Raw genomic sequence first — 17733 nt, 5'->3', positions numbered from 1 at the left:
CTCTGCCACTTTCCATGGATTCCGGCCGCCGGCTGCGCCACTCTGGCGCTATGGAGAGCACCGTCACCGGGACCTTGTTCGATGCGATCGACCACGTGGGTGTTGCCGTGGCCGACTTCGACGAGGCGGTCCGGTTCTACGCCGAGGTGTTCGGCATGACGGTCGCGCACGAGGAGATCAACGAGGAGCAGGGCGTGCGCGAGGCCATGCTGTCGGTCGGCGACTCGGGTTCGTCGATCCAGTTGCTCGCACCGCTGTCGGACTCGTCACCGATCGCGAAGTTCCTGGACCAGCGCGGGCCGGGCATCCAGCAACTCGCCTACCGGGTCAGCGACCTCGACGCGGTCTCGGCGACCCTGCGCGAGCGCGGCGCCGAACTCCTGTACGACGAGCCGCGCCGTGGCACCGCCGGTTCGCGGGTGAACTTCATCCATCCGCGCTCGGCCGGCGGCGTGCTGGTCGAGCTCGTCGAGCCGGCCTGAACCCGGCCTTCACGACCGGTCTGTTACGGGTCTCGAACACCGGGTGACGGCGCGCCTCGACGCGCTCCTCGGTTGCGATCGGCGGACTAGGCTGAGCGGGTGCTGAAGGACAGCGCCACCGACTCTCTGGGCGGTGCGCACGCGGGGTTCCGGCACGACGCCTTCGTCTATACCTCTGGCGAGGAGTTCGTGCTTTCCGCGGCGCCGTACGTCCGTGACGGCCTGGCTGCCGGTGAGAAGGTCGTGGTCGCACTGCCCCCGGAGCGGATCGCCGAGCTGCGCCAGGCGCTCGGCGAGGCGGCCGACCAGGTGCGTTTTATCGATATGACAGTCGCCGGCCACAATCCCGCGCGGATCATTCCGTTCTGGCGCGACATCCTCGACCAGCATCCTGGCCGAGCGGTCCGTGGGCTCGGTGAACCGGCGTGCGCGGGCCGGACGGCAGCGGAGTACGAGGAAGCCTTGCTGCACGAGGCTCTGCTGTCGGTGGCCTTCGCCGACGCCGTCGGCTTCCGGTTGCGCTGTCCGTACGATGCGGCCGTCGGGATCGATCCGACGGTGACCCACTCGGTGCCGGAAGGCCTTGCAGAGAAGACATTCCGCACCGCGCTGCCCGACGTACCGGATCGGGCCGAGCGGTGGGAGTTCGGACGCGGCGAGCTTGCGCAGATCCGGCAATGGGTCACTGCGCGGGCTTTGTCGCACGGGGTGTCGCGGGATCGGACGGACGACCTGGAGCTGGCGCTGCACGAGATCTGCACGAACAGCATCCTGTTCGGCGGCGGCAGCGGGACGTTGTCTGTCTGGATCGAGGACGGCTCCCTGGTCTGCGACGTCGCGGACCAGGGACGGATCGACGACCTGCTGGTCGGACGCGTGCTGCCGCCACTCGACGAACTCGGCGGCCGGGGCGTGTGGCTCGCGAACCAGCTGTGCGATCTGGTGCAGCTGCGGTCGGGCGACGACTTCACCCAGGTGCGGCTCTCCACGCGCCTGCGCTGAATAAGACCACTGACAACGGTGGACTGCAAAAGTGACGGTCGTCTCACCGGCCCGTGCCTGTGTTACAAGGCACAGCCAGACGTGCATACTCAGCGGTAAGTTCCGCTCACCCAGACCGCCGCTGCAGGAGGTACGACGTGAAGCAGATCCTCGAAGCGATTCTGTCCGGTGACACCACGGCCGTTGGCGAACTCGACGTACCGGACCACTACCGCGGCATCACCGTGCACGCCGACGAGGCGACGATGTTCGAGGGTCTGGACAGCAAGGAGAAGGATCCGCGCAAGAGCCTGCACCTGGACGACGTGCCGACGCCCGAGCTCGGGCCGGGTGAGGCGCTGGTCGCGGTGATGGCGAGCGCGATCAACTACAACACCGTGTGGACGTCGATCTTCGAGCCGGTGTCGACATTCGCGTTCCTGAAGCGGTACGGGAAGCTGTCCCCGCTGACGGCCCGCCACGACCTGCCGTACCACGTGGTCGGTTCGGACCTGGCCGGCGTCGTACTGCGGACCGGGCCCGGCGTGAACGCGTGGAAGCCGGGCGACGAGGTGGTCGCACACTGCCTGTCGGTCGAGCTCGAGTCGCCCGACGGGCACAACGACACGATGCTCGACTCCGAGCAGCGCATCTGGGGCTTCGAGACGAACTTCGGCGGTCTGGCCGAGCTCGCGCTGGTGAAGTCGAACCAGCTGATGCCGAAGCCGGAGCACCTCACCTGGGAGGAGGCCGCGTCGCCGGGTCTGGTGAACAGCACGGCGTACCGGCAGCTCGTGTCCGCGAACGGTGCCGACCTGAAGCAGGGCGACGTCGTACTGATCTGGGGTGCATCGGGCGGGCTGGGTTCCTACGCGACGCAGTTCGCGCTGAACGGTGGGGCCATCCCGGTGTGCGTGGTGTCGTCGCCGGAGAAGGCGGAGATCTGCCGGGCGATGGGGGCGTCGCTGATCATCGACCGGTCGGCCGAGGGGTACAAGTTCTGGGCCGACGAGACGACGCAGGACCAGAAGGAGTGGAAGCGGTTCGGGGCCCGGATCCGTGAGCTCACCGGTGGCGACGATCCCGACATCGTGTTCGAGCACCCGGGGCGGGAGACGTTCGGGGCATCGGTGTACGTCGCCCGGCGCGGCGGGACGATCGTGACGTGTGCGTCGACGTCCGGCTTCATGCACGAGTACGACAACCGGTACCTGTGGATGAACCTGAAGCGGATCATCGGCTCTCACTTCGCCAACTACCGGGAGGCCTGGGAGGCGAACCGGTTGATTGCCAAGGGCATGGTCCACCCGACGGTCAGCAAGGTCTATCCGCTCGAGGACACCGCCCAGGCGGCGTACGACGTCCATCGCAACCTGCACCAGGGCAAGGTCGGCGTACTTACCCTGGCCCCGAGCGAGGGCCTCGGCGTCCGTAATCCGTCGCTGCGGGCCGAGCATGAGGCCGCCATCAATCGCTTCCGTAACAGGTAACGGTTGGGCCGGGTCGTCCCAGGGGCCCGATTGGCTGGTTACGCCCGAGTTCTGACAGGCTTAAGGTGGGGGATTCAGTGAGCCGCCAGAAGGGAATCTCGGGAATGCCTGACGAGTCGAGCCTGCCATTTTTCGACCGTACGGCGACAGCGGCCGGGGGCTTCCCGGTCAGTCGACGTGGGTACGACAAGCAGGCCGTGGACGACTATGTCCGCGCGCTGGAGATGCAACTCGTCGAGGCCCGTAACAGAGCCGATGAGCTCCAGGGCAGTGTCGCGCCGATGCAGCGGCAACTGGAGGAGACCCGGCGTCAGCTCGACGCCAGCGCCAACCCGTCGTACGCCGGACTCGGCGACCGGGCCGCGCAGATCCTCCGGCTCGCCCAGGACCAGGCGTCCGAGGCGCTCGAGGAAGCCCGCCGCGAGGCCGAGGAGCTGCGCAGCACGGCAGCCAAGGAGGCCACGGCGGCCCGGGCGACCGGTGACCGCGAGGCCGAGGACATCCGCTCGGTCGCGCTGAACGAGGCCGACAGCCTGCGCCGGACCGCCGAGGGCGATGCCACCGAGCTGCGCCGTACCGCGGAGACCGAGGGCTCCGAGGTCCTGCAGGCCGCGCGCCGCAAGGCCGAGCAGCTGCAGCTGACCGCCGAGTCGCAGGCCAGCACGCTGAAGAACGGTGCCCTGCACGAGGCGGAGAAGATCCGGACGGCGATCCAGCGCGAGTCCGCCGCACTGCGGGCCCGGCTCGCCGACGAGCGTGAGCAGCAGGCCAAGGAGCTCGCCGACAAGCACCAGCAGATCGCGGCCGACACCGAGAACCTCACCACCCAGATGCGCGAGGCCGCCGAGGCCTCCGAGCGCCGCGTGGCGGAGGCGACCGAGCAGGCCCGCAAGATCCGCGCCGAGGCCGAGGAGTCGGCCGAGCGGACCATCACCCGGGCGCGGCGCGAGGCCGAGCAGTTGCTGACCACCGCCCGGACCCGCTCCGAGTCGGAGCTCGCGAACGCCGCGGACGAGGCGGAGCGGTCGCGCACGATCGTCGCCCGGGAGACCGAGCGGCTCGCGAAGCGCCGCGACGGCATCCTGACCCAGATCGCGGGTCTGAACGAGATCGCCAGCAACATCGCCCGCCAGGCTGCCGAACTCGACTCCGAGACCGCGGCCCCGACGTACGTCAGCCCCTTCAACCGCCAGCAGGCGGAGTCGCCGAACCCGCTGAGCGGGCCGTCCAGCAACCCGCCGGGCGGGTCGTCGAGCAACCCGCTGTCCGGGGCGCACAACGCCCCGGCGCCCAGCCCGTTCGCGGCACCGCCGGAGGCACCCGCCCCGAGCCCGTTCGACGCCCCGTCGACTGCCGGCCCGATCGCTGCGAAGGACGAGAGCCCCTTCGCTGCGAAGGACGACGCCCCGTTTGCGCCGAAGGACGACAGCCCGTTCGCGCCGAAGAGCGAGAGCCCGTTCGCGCCCAAGGGCGGCAGCCCGTTCGCGACGTCTGCGCCGGCGTCGGGTGAGGCGTCGTACGACGAGGGTGTAGAGGGACCGTTCACCGGGGCGAGCCCGTTCGTCGGGCTGGGTGCGGGTGACGCACGGGTCGACGAGACGCGCATCGACACCGCCCTGCGGGTCGACCCGAAGGACACCGACGACCTGGTGAGCAAGACCGCCGGCGGCCCGGCCGACGAGTCCGACTCCCCCACGTCGTCCACGTCCGCGTCAACCACTCCTGCCGCGTCCACCTCGGCTGCGTCGAACTCAGGGTCGTCGACCTCCGGCGCGTCGACCTCTCGCGCGTCCTCCCGGTCTGCGTCGTCCAAGGCGTCCACGGCGTCGGCCGACGACGACTCGAAGGCTGCCGACTCCAAGGCTGCCGATTCGAAGCCTGCTGGCTCGAAGGGGTCCGACTCAAAGGGTTCCGACTCGAAGGGTTCCGACTCGACAGACGCCGATTCCAAGGCGACCGATTCGAAGGCCGACGATTCGAAGGCGGACGACGACGAGCCGGCGGACTCGACGAAGATCGACGAGTTCAGGCTGGATGACCTGGTGTCGGAGGAGACTCAGACTCAGACTCAGACGCAGGCCCGGCCGAACGGCTCGGCCGACGAGAAGAAGACCGACGAGGCCAAGACGGGCTCGCGATCCCCGAAGGACAAGACGACGTGACGCCAGCCGGCGACGACACCTCCACCACAACCCCCGACCGGGACCTCGCCGAGGCAACCCGCGAAGCGCAGGAGGCCGCCGCCGAAGCAGAACAGGCCGCGGACAAAGCCGACCACTCCGCCGACGTGGCAGCAAAGTCCGCCGAGCAGGCGAACGGATCAGCCGACGCAGCAGGCGAGTCAGCTGACAAAGCCGATGAGTCTGCGGACAAGGCCGACGAGTCCGCCGACAAGGCGGGTGAGGCGGCTGGAGAGGCTGCGGAGTCGGCGGAGGATGCCAAGGCTCCGGCCGACAAGGCGGACGACGATCTCGCCAACGAACTGCTGATCGAAGAGCGGCACCCGGACGTCGGCATGGGCCTGCCCGGTCCGCCGTTGCGGCGCTCGAGCCCGTTCATGTTCGGGTTCTTCGCGGCACTCGGCGTACTGGTCGCCTGGGGTTTGTGGAACGCGGCCGGCCGGGCCAGCTCGGTCCTGATCCTGCTGCTGGTCTCGATGTTCATCGCCGTCGGGCTGAACCCGCTGGTCGAGTGGTTCATGCGCCGCGGCCTGAAGCGCGGTCTGTCCGTCGCCGTCGTGTTCCTGCTGATGATCCTCGCGGTCGCCGGCGTCGGGTTCGCGATCGTGCCGGTGGTCACCGACCAGATCGACAGCCTGATCAGGAACGCACCCCAGTGGCTCGACCTGGTGCAGAAGTCGAAGACGCTGGACGAACTCGACAACCGCTACCACTACGTCCAGAAGGCCAAGGACTACATCCAGGACCCGGCCCTGGCGCAGCGCGCGTTCGGCGGCATCCTCGGTGTCGGCAAGGTGGTCGCGAACGCGCTGTTCAACACGTTCACGATCCTGATCCTGACGCTGTACTTCCTCGCCTCGCTCCCGTCGGTCAAGCGCGCGGCGTACAGCCTGGTCCCGCGGACCCGGCGTACTCGCGTCTCGATCCTCGGCGACGAGGTGCTGGCCCGGGTCGGCGGCTACGTCAGCGGCCAGTTCACGGTCGCCCTCTGCGCGGGCTTCTGCATGTTCGTGTTCCTGGAGATCGTCGGTCTGCGCGAGTACGCCGTGGCGCTGGCGATCGTGGTCATGTTCACCGCGTTCATCCCGATGGTCGGCGGCCTGATCGGCGTCGTCCTCGTCTCCCTGATCGGCTTCACCGACAGCCTGTGGACCGGCGTCGCCTGTCTCGCGTACGGGATCATCTACCAGCAGATCGAGAACTACGTCATCGCCCCGCGCATCATGCGCCGAGCCGTCGACATCCCCGGCGCCGTCACCGTCATCGCCGCCCTCATCGGCGGCGCCCTCCTAGGCGTAGTGGGCGCCCTCCTGGCCATCCCCTCCGCCGCCGCCATCCTCCTCATCATCCGAGAGGTCTGGGTCCGCAAGGCCGACGATTCCTAAGCGCCGGAGGTTACGTCTCTGACCGCCTGTACGACGAGGTCCGGGCGGTCGAGGTGAATGTAGTGGCCGGAGTCGGGGACCACGGTGTGGCGACCGTTGACTGCGGCAACCAGATCGTCCAGGACCGTGGTGACTTGCTCGGTGCTGTCCGGGGGTCTGCCCTTGGTGGCCGTGAGCACCACAACCGGTAGCTCCGGCCAGACACCCTGCATACGGCGGGCGGCCAGGTCGTCGACGTGGTCGAGGATCATCGGGAACTCGTCGAGGTACGTGAACAGCTGCTCGTCCGTCTCCAGGTAGGACAGGCACGCCTCGATCAGCAGACCCTGGAGGCGCTCATCGCCTCCGACGCTACGGGCGACGTCACTGGCCAGTTCGCGACCGAACTTCAGCACATCCGCACTGCGCGGATCCTCACTCACCGACACGGTCCGGCTCGGGTGCCGGCCTACCTCCGCGCGACCGTCTCCACCGAGGAGCTCCGACCAGAAGGTCTCGTGTGACGGGTCGAGCAGCACCAGGCCGCCGACCAGTTCGGGCCGCGCCCAGGTGGCCAGTTGTGCCAACAGACCACCCCAGCTGTGCCCGACGACAACGCCCGGGCCAACCGCCTCGAGCACGACCAGCAGATCACCAAGCTGCAGATCCAGGCTGAGCGGCGCCGGACCACTGGCGCCGTACCCGGCTCGGTCGTAGACGATCACCCGATAGTCAGGAGCGAGCGCGTTGAAGACCGCCGCGAACCCAGCTGCCGGCGACATCGCGCCGGCCTCGAACAAGACAGTCGGCCCGTCACCCGCCTCGAGCCACCGCAGCACCCGACCGCCCCGGTCGAGCTCACGCCGCTCACATTCCCCGTCGACGAGTGCCTCGAACGCAACCGCCACCTTGTCCGACGTACCCAACGATCCCTCCACAGCTCGATCAACCTGTCGGAATGTAGTCCACGAGCGGGGTCTGGACAGATAGGTAGCGGGTATATATTCTTGCTATCTATGCGGTCGTTGTTTCTTGCGTTGCTGGCTGACGAGAGCCGGTACGGGTACGAGATCAAGCAAGCCCTCGAGCAGGAGTTCGGGGAGCTGCTGCCCGCGCTGAACGCCGGGCAGATCTACTCGACGCTGGCGCGGCTCGAGCGGGATGGGCTGGTGGTCGGGCAGAGCATCGAAGGCGACAACCGGCGCAAGCGGGTGTACGAGCTCACCGCGGCCGGGCGGGCGGCGCTGACGGGATGGATCGAGACCCCGGTGCCGGGCACGCGGCTGAAGGACGAGTTCTTCATGAAGCTGGTGATTCTCGCGTCCGCGGGTCTGGCCGAGCCGAAGGCGCTGATCGCCGGGCAGCGGCGCGAGTACCTGCAGTCCCTGCGCGACCTCGACGCGATGGTGGCGGCCGACGGGTCCCGGCCCGCGGCCGAGCTCCTGGCCGAGGGCGCGATCCTGCACCTGAAGGCCGACCTGGAGTGGCTCGACCTGATCGAGCAGCGACTGCCGATGCAACGGGAGCCGGCATGACACCGGTGCTGGAGACACGAAGGCTCGCGAAGACGTACGACACCGGGGGCACCCAGGTCCTGGCCGTCCGCGGTATCGATCTCACGATCAGCAGCGGCGAGTTCGTCGCGATCGTGGGACCGAGTGGGTGCGGGAAGTCGACACTGCTCAACATGCTGGCCGGACTCGATCGGGTCACCGCCGGGGAGGTCTGGCTCGGCGGTGAGCGGATCGACCAGTTGAGCGAGACTGCGCTGGCGCGGATGCGCCGACAGAAGGTCGGATTCGTGTTCCAGTTCTTCAACCTGATGCCGACCCTGTCCGCCATCGAGAACGTCGAACTGCCCCTCCTCCTGGTCGGACGGCACCGGAAGGAAGCCCGAGACACCGCGAGCAGACTGCTCGACGACCTCGGCCTCGAGGACAAGTACGACGCCGCGCCGTCCCAGCTGTCCGGCGGAGAGCAACAGCGGGTCGCCCTCGCCCGTGCCTTGGCGAACACGCCGGACATCCTGCTCGGCGACGAGCCGACCGGGAACCTCGACTCGGTCTCGTCCCGCGAGGTGCTTGCCCTGCTCCGCGCCGCCCGCGACCGGGGCCAGACGCTGCTGCTGGTGACCCATGACACCCGCGTCGCCGCCGCCGCGGATCGGGTCATCACCCTTCGCGACGGGCTGGTGAACGACGACACCGAGCTGCAATCGGCCCGACCGGTTACGCTCCCCTTCGACGCCGGCGGACCGGTATGACGCTCACCCTGGTCAGGCTCGCGTTCGCGGGACTCCGCTCCCGGCTACTCGCGAGCGCGCTGACGATTCTGCTCTGCACCGCCGCGGCCGCGACCATCGTGCTCGCGCTCGAGGTCGGGTCGACTGTCCGCGATCCGTGGCAGCGGACCTTCGCCGAGGCCAACGGCGCCCACGTCCTCGCGAACGTCGCCTCGGAGGCGGATGCGGACAAGATCGCGAGCCTCCCCGGCGTCGCCGAACGAGACGAGCCCATCCCGAACGCCAACGCCGCCGTGCTTGGCACGACCGACCGATTGCAACTCGCCGGCCAGGCGTCCGCGCCACACGTGAACACAGCAATCCCGATCGACGGTGCAGGCCGACCCGCTGATGGGATCGTGCTCGAGCGCAGCTTCGCCGACGCCCTCGGTCTCACCGTCGGTACGACGTTGCGCCTGGCAACGACCGGTGACCCGGTAGCGCTGACCGTCGTCGGTACTGCGGTGTCGCCGAGCCAGCCGCGCTATCCCCGCCGGAATCCCGGGCTCGCCTGGGTATCACGCGCCACGCTGGAGCGGGTCCAGCCGGACACCGGTCGCTGGCGCTGGACCGAGGCCGTCCGTCTGTCCGATCCGGCTGCCGCACCGGACTTCGCCGTACGGGCTGCTGGAGCCGTGCCGCCGAGCACCGCCGCCTTCGAAACATGGCAGGACCAGCGCGACAGTGCATTGCAAGAGGCAGCGCCCACTCGGCTCGTGCTGACGACGTACACCATCGTCTTGCTCGCCGTGGTCTTCGCGGTGGTGGCGATCCTGGTTACGGCTCGCGCCGGCGCGCAGCACCGCGAGATCGGACTACTAAAGGCTGTCGGCGTCACTCCGCGCCAGATCACCGTGGTGTTCGCGCTCGAGTCCGCCGTACTCGGGCTGGTCGCGGTGGTGCTCGGCTTCGCGATCGGGGTACTGCTTGCGCCACGGCTGGCCGCGTCGAGTGTCGCGACAATGGTGGGGTCGCCAACGATCGCGATGAACCCGTGGCATCTCCTCGTCGCGGCCTGCCCTGTGCTGATCGTGCTGATCGGCAGCGCCGCCTCGTCGGCCCGGCGTGGCACAGGGTTCACTGTTCTGCAGGCGATCCAGTCCGGTTCGGCGGCACCGGCGTCGCGATCACGCCTCGGGCGTTTGGTCGGCCGGGCGACCCTTCCGGTCGTGTTGTCGCTCGGTCTCAAGGACCTTGTCACCAGGCGACACCGAGCCACGCGGCTGGCCGGTGCGATTGTCGTCACCGGCGCGGCCGTGGTCTTCGCGCTCTCGATGCAGGCGAACCTCGACGCCCGCGCCGCCGGCGAGGTCAGCGACGTACCGCGTGAGCTGCCCGTCCTCGTCTACACCCTCGACGCCGTACTCCTCCTGATCACCGTCACGACGCTGATCGCGGTCGCCCTCCTCTCGGTGCGCGAGCGCGTCCGCGAGTACGGCGTACTGAAGTCCGTCGGCCTGACACCCCGGCAGATCGCGTCGAGTCTGATCAGCGCCCACGTCGCGCTCGCCGTCGTCGCGGTCATCGTGTCGATCCCGGTGGGCATCGCGCTCTACATCACCGTGTACGGAATCGCCGGCGGAAGCAGCGAGGACCGGGTGATCGCCTCCTGGTGGTCACTCGCCCTCGTCCCGATCGGAACCATCCTCCTGGTCGCCCTCGCCACGAGCCTCCCCGCCAGCCTCGCCACCCGCATCCCCGCCGCCGAGGCCCTCCGCTACGAGTGACGTCTACGGGCCGGCGAGTTTGGTGATCTCCGGAGTGGGATTGGTGTGGAAGGCGCAGGCTCGGGGATAGCCGGCCAGGCAGCCTCGGGTGGTCATGAGCGCGGTGTAGTAGTCGATGTAGCGGAAGCCGTAGGTCTCGCCGCGGGCGAAGGCCTGATGGCGGATGGCGGAGACCCAGAGGTAGAAGGCCTCGTCGGGGATAGGGACGTACATCGACGGCTGGAAGCCTTCCATGTCCTCCCAGTTCTCTGCGTGCAGGACCGTGCGGACGCCGTGCCGCGGGAGCGCGGCGAGCTTGCCCACGGCGCCTTCCATGCCGTCGAGCTCCTGGTCCGACGGGAGGCCGGCCAGGAACCGGGCCCGTTCGGCCAGGCTCGACGCATGTTCGTGGTCGCGGTGGATGCTGTGTTTCCAGTGCGCGATGAGCGTGTCTGGCTGCCTGTCGCGGATGATCGTGGCGAGTTCGAGCGCGACGTCGTCGGAGTCGGGGAGGAAGCCGTCACTGTGGTCGAGGACCAGGAAGTCGGCGCCGATCGCGGCGGCGAAAGCCTCGCCCTCGGCGATCTTCTGCTTCTTGTACTCCGACGGGGTCATCCGCGGGTGACCGCGCTCCCCCGGGGTGAGCGCGACGATCGTAGCGCTCGCGCCCTCCAGGACCAGCTTCGCCAGGGTCGGACCGGCGGTCAGGTCCATGTCGCCGATGTGCGCCCCGACGGCGAGCACTGTTTTGGTCACAAGGGTCTCCTCACTTCAGGCCACTCAGTACGACGCCTCGCACGTAGTACTTCTGGAACAGCAGGAACACGACGAGCACCGGCAGGGTGCTGAGCACCAGGCCGGCCATCACGATCGGCATCGTGCGGTCGGGGTCGAGGAAGCTCTGCAGCAACTGGATCCCGACCGGGAGGGTCTGCAGGGACGGGTCGGACGACGAGATCAACAGCGTCCAGATGTACTCGTTCCACTGGCCGATGAACGTGATCAGGCCGAGCGTGATCGCGACCGGCTTGGTCTGCGGCAGCACGATCAGGCGCCAGGTCTGCCACTGGTTCGCCCCGTCGATCTTGGCCGCCTCGAGCATCTCGTCCGGCAGCGACACCATGAACTGGCGCATCAGGAAGATGCCGAACCCGCTCACCGTGAACGGCAGGATCAGCGCGATCAGGCTGGTGGTCAGACCGCCGTCGCCGCCGCGGCCGAGGAGGTCGTTGCCGCCGGCCAACGGCCAGTTCAGCATGATCAGGAACGTCGGGATCAGCAGCAGGAACGGCGGCAGCATCATCGTGGCCAGGATGAACCGGAAGATCACCGCGCGGCCGCGGAATCGCAACTTGGCCAGTGCGTAGCCCGCCATCGACGACGTGACCAGGACGCTCACGGTCACGCTGACCGTGACGATCACGCTGTTGCGGAACAGCCGCCCGAGCTCGAGCTGGTCGAACGCCGCTTGGTAGTTCTCCAGCCCGAAGGATTTGGGCAGGAACTGGTACGGGATCACGCCGTACTCCCCCGCACCCTTGAACGAGCTCATCAGCATGTCGAGGAACGGCATCACCATCGCGACGCCGCCCAGGATCACCACCAGGTACGAGAACCACGGGAACCGCCGGCGCCTCATGACGTCTCCTCCCCGCGCCGCCGGGCGATCCACAGCTGCACCAGCGTGATCACGAAGATGACCACGAACAGCACCATCGCCATCGCGCTCGCCGTCCCCCAGGCGCCGAACTTGAACGCCTGCTGGTACATCTCGAACGCCGCCACGTTGGTCGCATTGACCGGTCCACCGTCACCCGTCATGACAATGATCAATGCGAACGACTGCAGGCCGGCAATGAACTGTGTGATCAACACGAACAACAGTGAGGGCCGCAGCAACGGCAGCGTGATCTGCCAGAACATGTGCCAACTGTTCGCCCCGTCCACCTCGGCGGCCTCGTAGTACATGCCCGGGATCGCCTTCAGCCCCGCGGTGAGGATCAGTACGGCGCCCCCGATCGAGGCCCAGGCGTGGACGACCGTCACCGACGGCAACGCGTACGACGCGTCTGACAGGAAGCCGATGCTGTTGACGCCGAGCTTGTTCAGGATGCCGTTGATCAGACCGGCCGGCTGGTACATCATCTTCCACACGTTGCCGATGGCCACCACTGTCGCAACGACCGGCAGGAAGTACAGCACACGCCAGAACCCCTGGAAGCTGAGCCGGTCGATGCAGTAGGCAACCAGCACCGAGCCGACCGTGGCCATCACCACGGACCCGAAGGCGAACAGCAGCGTGTTCACCAGGATCGGCTTCACGAACGTGCCGTCGAAGCTCAGCACGTCGGAGAAGTTCTTGATCCCGGCGAACTTGATCGTGCCGAGGTCGAACCCGCCCCAGTCGGAGAACGCGAGCACGACGGCGAAGATGAACGGCAGGATCAGGAACACGCAGAAGAACAGCAGCGACGGCGCGAGGAACAGGTACGCCGCCCGTCCCTCGCGATGCAGGGCAGGTCGCTTGGCCACGGTCACCGTGGCCGTGCGGACCTGAACAGCGGTCGTCATTGCGGCTTGACTGCCTTGGCCGCCTGCGCCAGCGCCTCGTCAGGACTCTTGCCATTGGCAAGCACGGTCATGATCGCATTGTGCAAAGCGGTCTTCGCTTCGTAGGCACCAGCCTGGTTCGGCTCCGGCATCGCGTACTCCGCCGCCGCGTAGATCGGCTTGAAGTTCGGGTCGGTCAGAGTCTTCTGGTACGTCGTTGCGTCCGCGGCGCGCGGCGGGATCAGGCCCTGGTCGGCCAGCCACTTGCCCATCTCGGTGACGCCGCCCTCGGTCTGGTGCTCGTTCAGCCAGCTGAGGAACTTCCACGCCTCGTCGGAGTGCTTGCTGCGCTGGTTCACGCCCATGAAGAAGCCGTACGCGAGTGATCCCTTGCTGCCCGCGGTCGGTCCCGGGATCGGGGCGACACCGACGTCGGAGTACTTGTCCTTCATCTGGGTCTTCAGGCTGCCCAGCCACCAGCCGGCCTGGATCGCCATCGCGACGCCACCGCTGCGGAACTGCTTGGTCGGCGAGATCGACGGGTTGGTCGCCTTCGCCGCGGCCAGGTCGGCCTCGAGTTGCAGTGCGGACTTGCCGGCGTCGTCGTTGAACTGCGGTGAGCCGTCCTTGCCGAGGAACGTTCCGCCGGCCGAGTCGAGCAGGGACAGGAACGGGTGCGCCGACTTGTTGTCGCCGTCCTGGATCAGGCTGAGACCCTCGACCTGGACGTTGCCGTTGGCATCGCGCTTGACGACCTTCTTCGCCACGTCCTCGAGCTCGGCCCAGGTCGCCGGCGGCTTACTGACGCCGGCCGCGGCGAGGACCTTCTTGTTGTAGAACAGCGCGTACGTGTTGAACTCGGTCGGGTACCCCAGAAGCGTGTCCCCGGTCGTGACCGCGCCGAGGGCAGCCGGGCTGTAGCTCGCCTTGATCTTCTGGGCGATCTCGTCGGGCACCTTCGCCACCACGTTCGCCTTCTCCAACTGGCCGCCCCACAGCCCGTAGGCGCTGACGATGTCCGCACCGCGGCCGCCAGTCTGCCGGACCGTGAGCGTGGTCAGGAGATCGTCGAACTTGACCACCTCGGACTTCACCTGGATGTCCGGATTCTCCTTGTTCCACTGCGCGATCATCTTGTCCAGCCCACTCTTGGCCGGATCCGATGCGTAGTGGCTGAGCAGCGTGAGCTGCACCTTGCCACCACCGCCCGATCCGTCCCCGCCGCCGCAGGCAGCGCCGGTGGCCATGAGTCCGAGTGCCGCGATCAGGGCCGGGATGCCCTTTCTGATACGCATATCAGTCCTTCCCGTCGGACCGGACCAGACAAGCCCGGAGAATGGTGAACGTGCGGGTGATGGTGAAGCCGGTCTTCAGATAGAGCTGCCCGGCCGCGGACTTCTCGCCGGTCCACAGGAACCACGCGCTGTGCGCGCCGAGGCCGGCCATCCGCTCCAGCGTCAGATGCAGGAGCACCTTGCCGAGCCCGGTGCCACGGCTGTCCGGGAGTACGCCGAACGGCCCGAAGCGATCGATCACACCTTCGTAGGTGCCGTGCATCGCCCAGCCGAGGATCCCGCCACCGGGATCGCGCGCGACCACGATCCGGTCCAGCGGCATGCCCGCCACCACGGCCTCACGGATCGCTCGCGCCCAGTCCGGATTGAAATCAACCCCGGCAATGTTGATCAATGTGGTCAACTCATCACCGGTCGGCGTTCCGAACGTGTATCCATCATTGATCAACATGTTGATCCGGTCGCGGACCTCGGCGGGGATCTCGTACCCGACCAGGCTCCGGTCCATCGCGACCGCGTCGTACTGCCGCTCGAACCCGAGCGCCGCGGTCAGCCGCTGAGCGGCTGGATAGCGGGACACGTCGAGGCCGGGCAGGAAGTAGTTCGGGGTGTACGACGAGAAGAAGACCTCCGACCGCCCCTGGTCGCGCAGCCAGTCCATGGCCGCCGTCAGCAGCTCCCGGCCGAGACCCCGGCCCCGATGGTCCGGGTGCACGAAGAAGAACGGGATCCATCCGCTCGCCGGTTCGAGGTCGTCACCTGCCGCCGCGATCAGCCGCCGTACGGCGTAGGCCGCGCCGACCACCTGGTCGTTGTGCACGGCAACCTTGAGGCCGGCGGGGTCGAAGTTGCGGTCCAGCAGGAACTGGTCGAGGAACCGCGGGTAGCCGATCGGGTCCGCCGGCGCCGCGGCGGTCCACACAGAGGCGAGCGCCGGACCGTCACCGACTTCGAACGAGCGGATCATCAGGCCATCACCGACTTCCAACGAGCGATCATCAGGCCATCACCGACTTCCAACGAGCGATCATCAGGCCATCACCGACTTCCAACGAGCGATCATCAGGCCGTCACCGACTTCCAACGAGCGATCATCAGGTCGTCCCTTCGTAGAGCAGCGCATCCGGCCGCGCCCAGCTCAGAGTTGTCGAGGGCAGCAGGGCTACCGGGTCCGCTCCCGCCTCGAGCGACTTGCGCAGCGAGTCGGAGCCCCAGAGCTTGTCGAGCGAGGGCAGCAGACCGAAGTCGGTGGGGTAGAGCTCGTTCAAGACCCGGAGCATGGCCAGCGCGGTCCGCACCGGCTGGTACGCCGCCCGGTCCACGACATGCAACTGGACCCCAGGCACCGCCTGACCGGCGTACTTGCTGAAGACCGGTTCGAACCAGGTACGGCGGAACACGACGCCGGGCAGCTCGCACTCGCGCAACGCCGGGACGAACCGGGCGTCGACGAAGGGCGCGCCGATGGTCTCGAACGGCCGCGTGGTGCCGCGGCCCTCGCTGAGGTTCGTGCCCTCGAAGAGCCCGGTGCCGGGGTAGACGAGGGCGGTGTCGAGGGTCGGCATGTTCGGCGACGGCGGCACCCAGGTCATCCCGGTCCCCCACGAGTCGCGGCTCCAGCCGTCCATCGTGATGACTGTTGCCTCACCCAACTGACGGGCCAGCTCGCCGACGGTCAGGCCGTGCCGGAGCGGGATCGGGGCGCGGCCGACGAAGCTCTCGAAGCCCGGCTGGAGCGCTGGGCCCTCCACCTGCACGCCGCCGAGCGGGTTCGGCCGGTCGAGGACGACGAACGGCTTGCCCAGGCGTTCGGCCGCCTTCAGGCAGTCGTACATCGTCCAGATGTAGGTGTAGAACCGGGTGCCGATGTCCTGGATGTCGAACAGGAGCACGTCGACGCCGGAGAAGAGATCGTCCAAGGAACGACCGTGCCGGCGGTAGGTGTCGAAGACGGGCAGCCCGGTGTCCGGGTCGACGCCTTCCACCTCGCTCTCGCCGGCTTGCGCCGTACCGCGCAGACCGTGCTCGGGACCGAAGAGCGCGGTCAGGGGAAGACCGGCCTCCAGCAGCGCGACCGAGGTCGGTCGCAGATCCGGCAGCACGCCGGTGAAATTCGTGATCAATCCGAGGCGGCCGTCGTCCACCAGCCCCGGTTCCCCGGCCAGACGCTCCGCGCCGGTCCGGACCGCCATCGCCAACCACCAACCCAGATCGTGGATCATGCAGGAACTGGGTTGAAAACTTACCGATGCCTTCAGGTGAAGGTCAATAGATTACGGACAACCGTTTGCCTGAACACTACCGAGCATGCGGACTCCTCAGGGCAGGAAGGGTGTCAGCGCCGCGAGGAAGTCGTCCAGGCGCTCGGCGTGGACCCAGTGACCGGCCTCGGGAACCTCGGCGTACTGGACCTGGGGGAAGTACGACGCGATCGTCGCGCGGTGGTCGTGCTGGACGTACTCCGACCTGCCGCCGTAGATGAACAGCGTCGGGCCGTCGTAGTGCAGGCCCTCGACGTCAGCCGGCCAACCGGAGATCGCCGGCAGCGCCGCCTCGATCACCGGGAGGTTCGGCCGCCAGCGGGCACCGGCGTCGTCGAGGATCAGGTTCTGCAGCAGGAACGCGCGGGTCCCAGGAGTCGGTACGGCGTCCACCAACTGGGCGTCGACGTCAGCCCGGCGCTGGACGGACGAGAGATCGGCGTTGCGCATCGCCTGGGCGTACTCGACGAAGGCCGGCGGATAGGCGACCGGCGCGGCGTCGACCACGACCAGGCGCTCGACGACCTGGGGGTACCGCAGCGCGGTGAGCATCGCGGTCTTGCCACCCATCGAGTGCCCGACCAGCGCGACCGGCCCGGCCCCGAGGGACTCGATCGTCTCCCGGACGTCGTCGGCCATCTCCGGGTAGCTCATCGTGTCGGTGTGCGGTGAGGTGCCGTGGTTGCGCAGGTCGAACGCGAACACCCGGTGCGCACTCGCGAGGCGCCGAGCCGCGGTCATCCAGTTCCGGCCGGACCCGAACAGTCCGTGCATGACCACGACCGGCGTACCGGAGTCGCCGTACGACGCAACCGGAAGTTTCATGCAGGAGCCTTTCAGCGATGGCGCTGCCAGCAGGCGGTGTGCCAGTGGCGGCGTTCGTCGAGGGACTGGGCGCCGCCGATCGCGGCGAGCAGGCTGGGGTTCTCCGGCCACACCACGACGTGCGGCGTGCCGGGCGCGATCTGCTGGTCGCACCCCGGGCAGCGGTAGGACTTCCCGGACGTGGAACCGGACACCCGGCGGACGATCCACCCGCCGTCGGCGCGCTCTTCCCGGAGTTGGCTGCCACCGAGCAACGGCCGGTCGCTGACGGGCCGCTGCCACTTCGACGGTTTCCTGTTCCGGGGTGACATAGCCCTG

At 68.1% G+C, this 17733-nt stretch carries 17 protein-coding genes; 8 read left to right on the top strand and 9 right to left on the bottom strand.

The window, feature by feature from the left end; all coding sequences use genetic code 11:
• Window positions 1–50: 50 nt before the first annotated feature.
• From mce to OG817_RS05615, 5 genes are all read left to right on the top strand, one after another.
• Window positions 51–482, top strand: coding sequence for a methylmalonyl-CoA epimerase (gene mce, locus OG817_RS05635; RefSeq protein ID WP_406052609.1), 432 nt, complete (start codon window positions 51–53; stop codon window positions 480–482).
• A gap of 99 nt (window positions 483–581) precedes the next feature.
• Window positions 582–1484 (top strand): anti-sigma factor RsbA family regulatory protein, encoded by a 903-nt coding sequence (locus OG817_RS05630; protein ID WP_406052607.1) that lies wholly within the window; start codon window positions 582–584, stop codon window positions 1482–1484.
• Window positions 1485–1621: 137 nt separating this feature from the next.
• Window positions 1622–2953, top strand: coding sequence for a crotonyl-CoA carboxylase/reductase (gene ccrA / locus OG817_RS05625; RefSeq protein WP_406052605.1), 1332 nt, complete (start codon window positions 1622–1624; stop codon window positions 2951–2953).
• Window positions 2954–3030: 77 nt separating this feature from the next.
• Window positions 3031–5115 (top strand): transposase, encoded by a 2085-nt coding sequence (locus tag OG817_RS05620; protein WP_406052604.1) that lies wholly within the window; start codon window positions 3031–3033, stop codon window positions 5113–5115.
• A complete protein-coding gene (locus OG817_RS05615) occupies window positions 5112–6518 on the top strand; it encodes an AI-2E family transporter (protein ID WP_406052602.1) in 1407 nt (468 codons plus the stop codon). Before OG817_RS05620 ends, OG817_RS05615 begins: the two co-directional genes overlap by 4 nt.
• On the opposite strand, the gene OG817_RS05610 is transcribed toward OG817_RS05615, so the two are convergent.
• Window positions 6515–7435, bottom strand: coding sequence for an alpha/beta fold hydrolase (locus tag OG817_RS05610; RefSeq protein WP_406052600.1), 921 nt, complete (start codon window positions 7433–7435; stop codon window positions 6515–6517). The genes OG817_RS05615 and OG817_RS05610 overlap by 4 nt on opposite strands.
• A 78-nt stretch (window positions 7436–7513) precedes the next feature.
• Between OG817_RS05610 and OG817_RS05605 the strand changes: the two genes are divergently transcribed.
• Genes OG817_RS05605 through OG817_RS05595 form a run of 3 tightly spaced genes read left to right on the top strand, consistent with a single transcriptional unit; the run spans window position 7514 to window position 10505 of the window.
• On the top strand, window positions 7514–8032 hold the full coding sequence (locus tag OG817_RS05605) for a PadR family transcriptional regulator (protein ID WP_360440415.1): 519 nt from the start codon (window positions 7514–7516) through the stop codon (window positions 8030–8032).
• On the top strand, window positions 8029–8760 hold the full coding sequence (locus OG817_RS05600) for an ABC transporter ATP-binding protein (RefSeq protein WP_406052598.1): 732 nt from the start codon (window positions 8029–8031) through the stop codon (window positions 8758–8760). Before OG817_RS05605 ends, OG817_RS05600 begins: the two co-directional genes overlap by 4 nt.
• Window positions 8757–10505, top strand: coding sequence for an FtsX-like permease family protein (locus OG817_RS05595; RefSeq protein WP_406052596.1), 1749 nt, complete (start codon window positions 8757–8759; stop codon window positions 10503–10505). Before OG817_RS05600 ends, OG817_RS05595 begins: the two co-directional genes overlap by 4 nt.
• A gap of 3 nt (window positions 10506–10508) precedes the next feature.
• Here OG817_RS05595 and OG817_RS05590 read toward each other — a convergent pair whose 3' ends face one another.
• The 8 genes from OG817_RS05590 to OG817_RS05555 all read right to left on the bottom strand — a co-directional run bounded on the left by OG817_RS05590 (window position 10509) and on the right by OG817_RS05555 (window position 17726).
• Window positions 10509–11240, bottom strand: coding sequence for a PIG-L deacetylase family protein (locus OG817_RS05590; protein WP_406052594.1), 732 nt, complete (start codon window positions 11238–11240; stop codon window positions 10509–10511).
• A 10-nt stretch (window positions 11241–11250) separates the two neighbouring features.
• Window positions 11251–12123: a carbohydrate ABC transporter permease gene (locus OG817_RS05585; RefSeq protein WP_396393886.1), complete on the bottom strand. Its 873-nt coding sequence runs from the start codon at window positions 12121–12123 to the stop codon at window positions 11251–11253.
• On the bottom strand, window positions 12120–13055 hold the full coding sequence (locus OG817_RS05580; RefSeq protein ID WP_406052593.1) for a carbohydrate ABC transporter permease: 936 nt from the start codon (window positions 13053–13055) through the stop codon (window positions 12120–12122). The genes OG817_RS05585 and OG817_RS05580 overlap by 4 nt, the downstream gene beginning before the upstream one ends.
• Window positions 13052–14329, bottom strand: coding sequence for an extracellular solute-binding protein (locus tag OG817_RS05575; protein WP_406052591.1), 1278 nt, complete (start codon window positions 14327–14329; stop codon window positions 13052–13054). The genes OG817_RS05580 and OG817_RS05575 overlap by 4 nt, the downstream gene beginning before the upstream one ends.
• A 1-nt stretch (window position 14330) precedes the next feature.
• The gene (locus tag OG817_RS05570) at window positions 14331–15317 is read right to left on the bottom strand and encodes a GNAT family N-acetyltransferase (protein ID WP_406052589.1); all 987 of its coding nucleotides are present in this window, start codon (window positions 15315–15317) and stop codon (window positions 14331–14333) included.
• 106 nt (window positions 15318–15423) lie between these two features.
• Window positions 15424–16551 (bottom strand): exo-beta-N-acetylmuramidase NamZ domain-containing protein, encoded by a 1128-nt coding sequence (locus tag OG817_RS05565; RefSeq protein WP_406052588.1) that lies wholly within the window; start codon window positions 16549–16551, stop codon window positions 15424–15426.
• A 96-nt stretch (window positions 16552–16647) separates the two neighbouring features.
• Entirely contained in the window at window positions 16648–17415 is a 768-nt protein-coding gene (locus OG817_RS05560; protein ID WP_406052586.1) for an alpha/beta fold hydrolase, read from the bottom strand.
• A gap of 11 nt (window positions 17416–17426) precedes the next feature.
• On the bottom strand, window positions 17427–17726 hold the full coding sequence (locus OG817_RS05555) for a hypothetical protein (RefSeq protein WP_406052584.1): 300 nt from the start codon (window positions 17724–17726) through the stop codon (window positions 17427–17429).
• Between the last annotated feature and the right edge of the window lie 7 nt (window positions 17727–17733).

The organism is Kribbella sp. NBC_00889 (genome assembly GCF_045207705.1).
Classification (GTDB): domain Bacteria; phylum Actinomycetota; class Actinomycetes; order Propionibacteriales; family Kribbellaceae; genus Kribbella.
The sequence above is the reverse complement of the archived record's forward strand: the minus strand, read 5'-3'. Positions and strand labels throughout refer to the sequence as shown.

What these genes read in the sequence shown, in the direction of transcription:
- mce (WP_406052609.1), top strand. Translation starts at nt 51, where the DNA reads ATGGAGAGCACCGTCACCGGGACCTTGTTCGATGCGATCGACCACGTG.
- OG817_RS05605 (WP_360440415.1), top strand. Translation starts at nt 7,514, where the DNA reads ATGCGGTCGTTGTTTCTTGCGTTGCTGGCTGACGAGAGCCGGTACGGG.
- OG817_RS05600 (WP_406052598.1), top strand. Translation starts at nt 8,029, where the DNA reads ATGACACCGGTGCTGGAGACACGAAGGCTCGCGAAGACGTACGACACC.
- OG817_RS05595 (WP_406052596.1), top strand. Translation starts at nt 8,757, where the DNA reads ATGACGCTCACCCTGGTCAGGCTCGCGTTCGCGGGACTCCGCTCCCGG.
- OG817_RS05585 (WP_396393886.1), bottom strand. Translation starts at nt 12,123, where the DNA reads ATGAGGCGCCGGCGGTTCCCGTGGTTCTCGTACCTGGTGGTGATCCTG.
- OG817_RS05580 (WP_406052593.1), bottom strand. Translation starts at nt 13,055, where the DNA reads ATGACGACCGCTGTTCAGGTCCGCACGGCCACGGTGACCGTGGCCAAG.
- OG817_RS05575 (WP_406052591.1), bottom strand. Translation starts at nt 14,329, where the DNA reads ATGCGTATCAGAAAGGGCATCCCGGCCCTGATCGCGGCACTCGGACTC.
- OG817_RS05565 (WP_406052588.1), bottom strand. Translation starts at nt 16,551, where the DNA reads ATGATCCACGATCTGGGTTGGTGGTTGGCGATGGCGGTCCGGACCGGC.
- OG817_RS05560 (WP_406052586.1), bottom strand. Translation starts at nt 17,415, where the DNA reads ATGAAACTTCCGGTTGCGTCGTACGGCGACTCCGGTACGCCGGTCGTG.
- OG817_RS05555 (WP_406052584.1), bottom strand. Translation starts at nt 17,726, where the DNA reads ATGTCACCCCGGAACAGGAAACCGTCGAAGTGGCAGCGGCCCGTCAGC.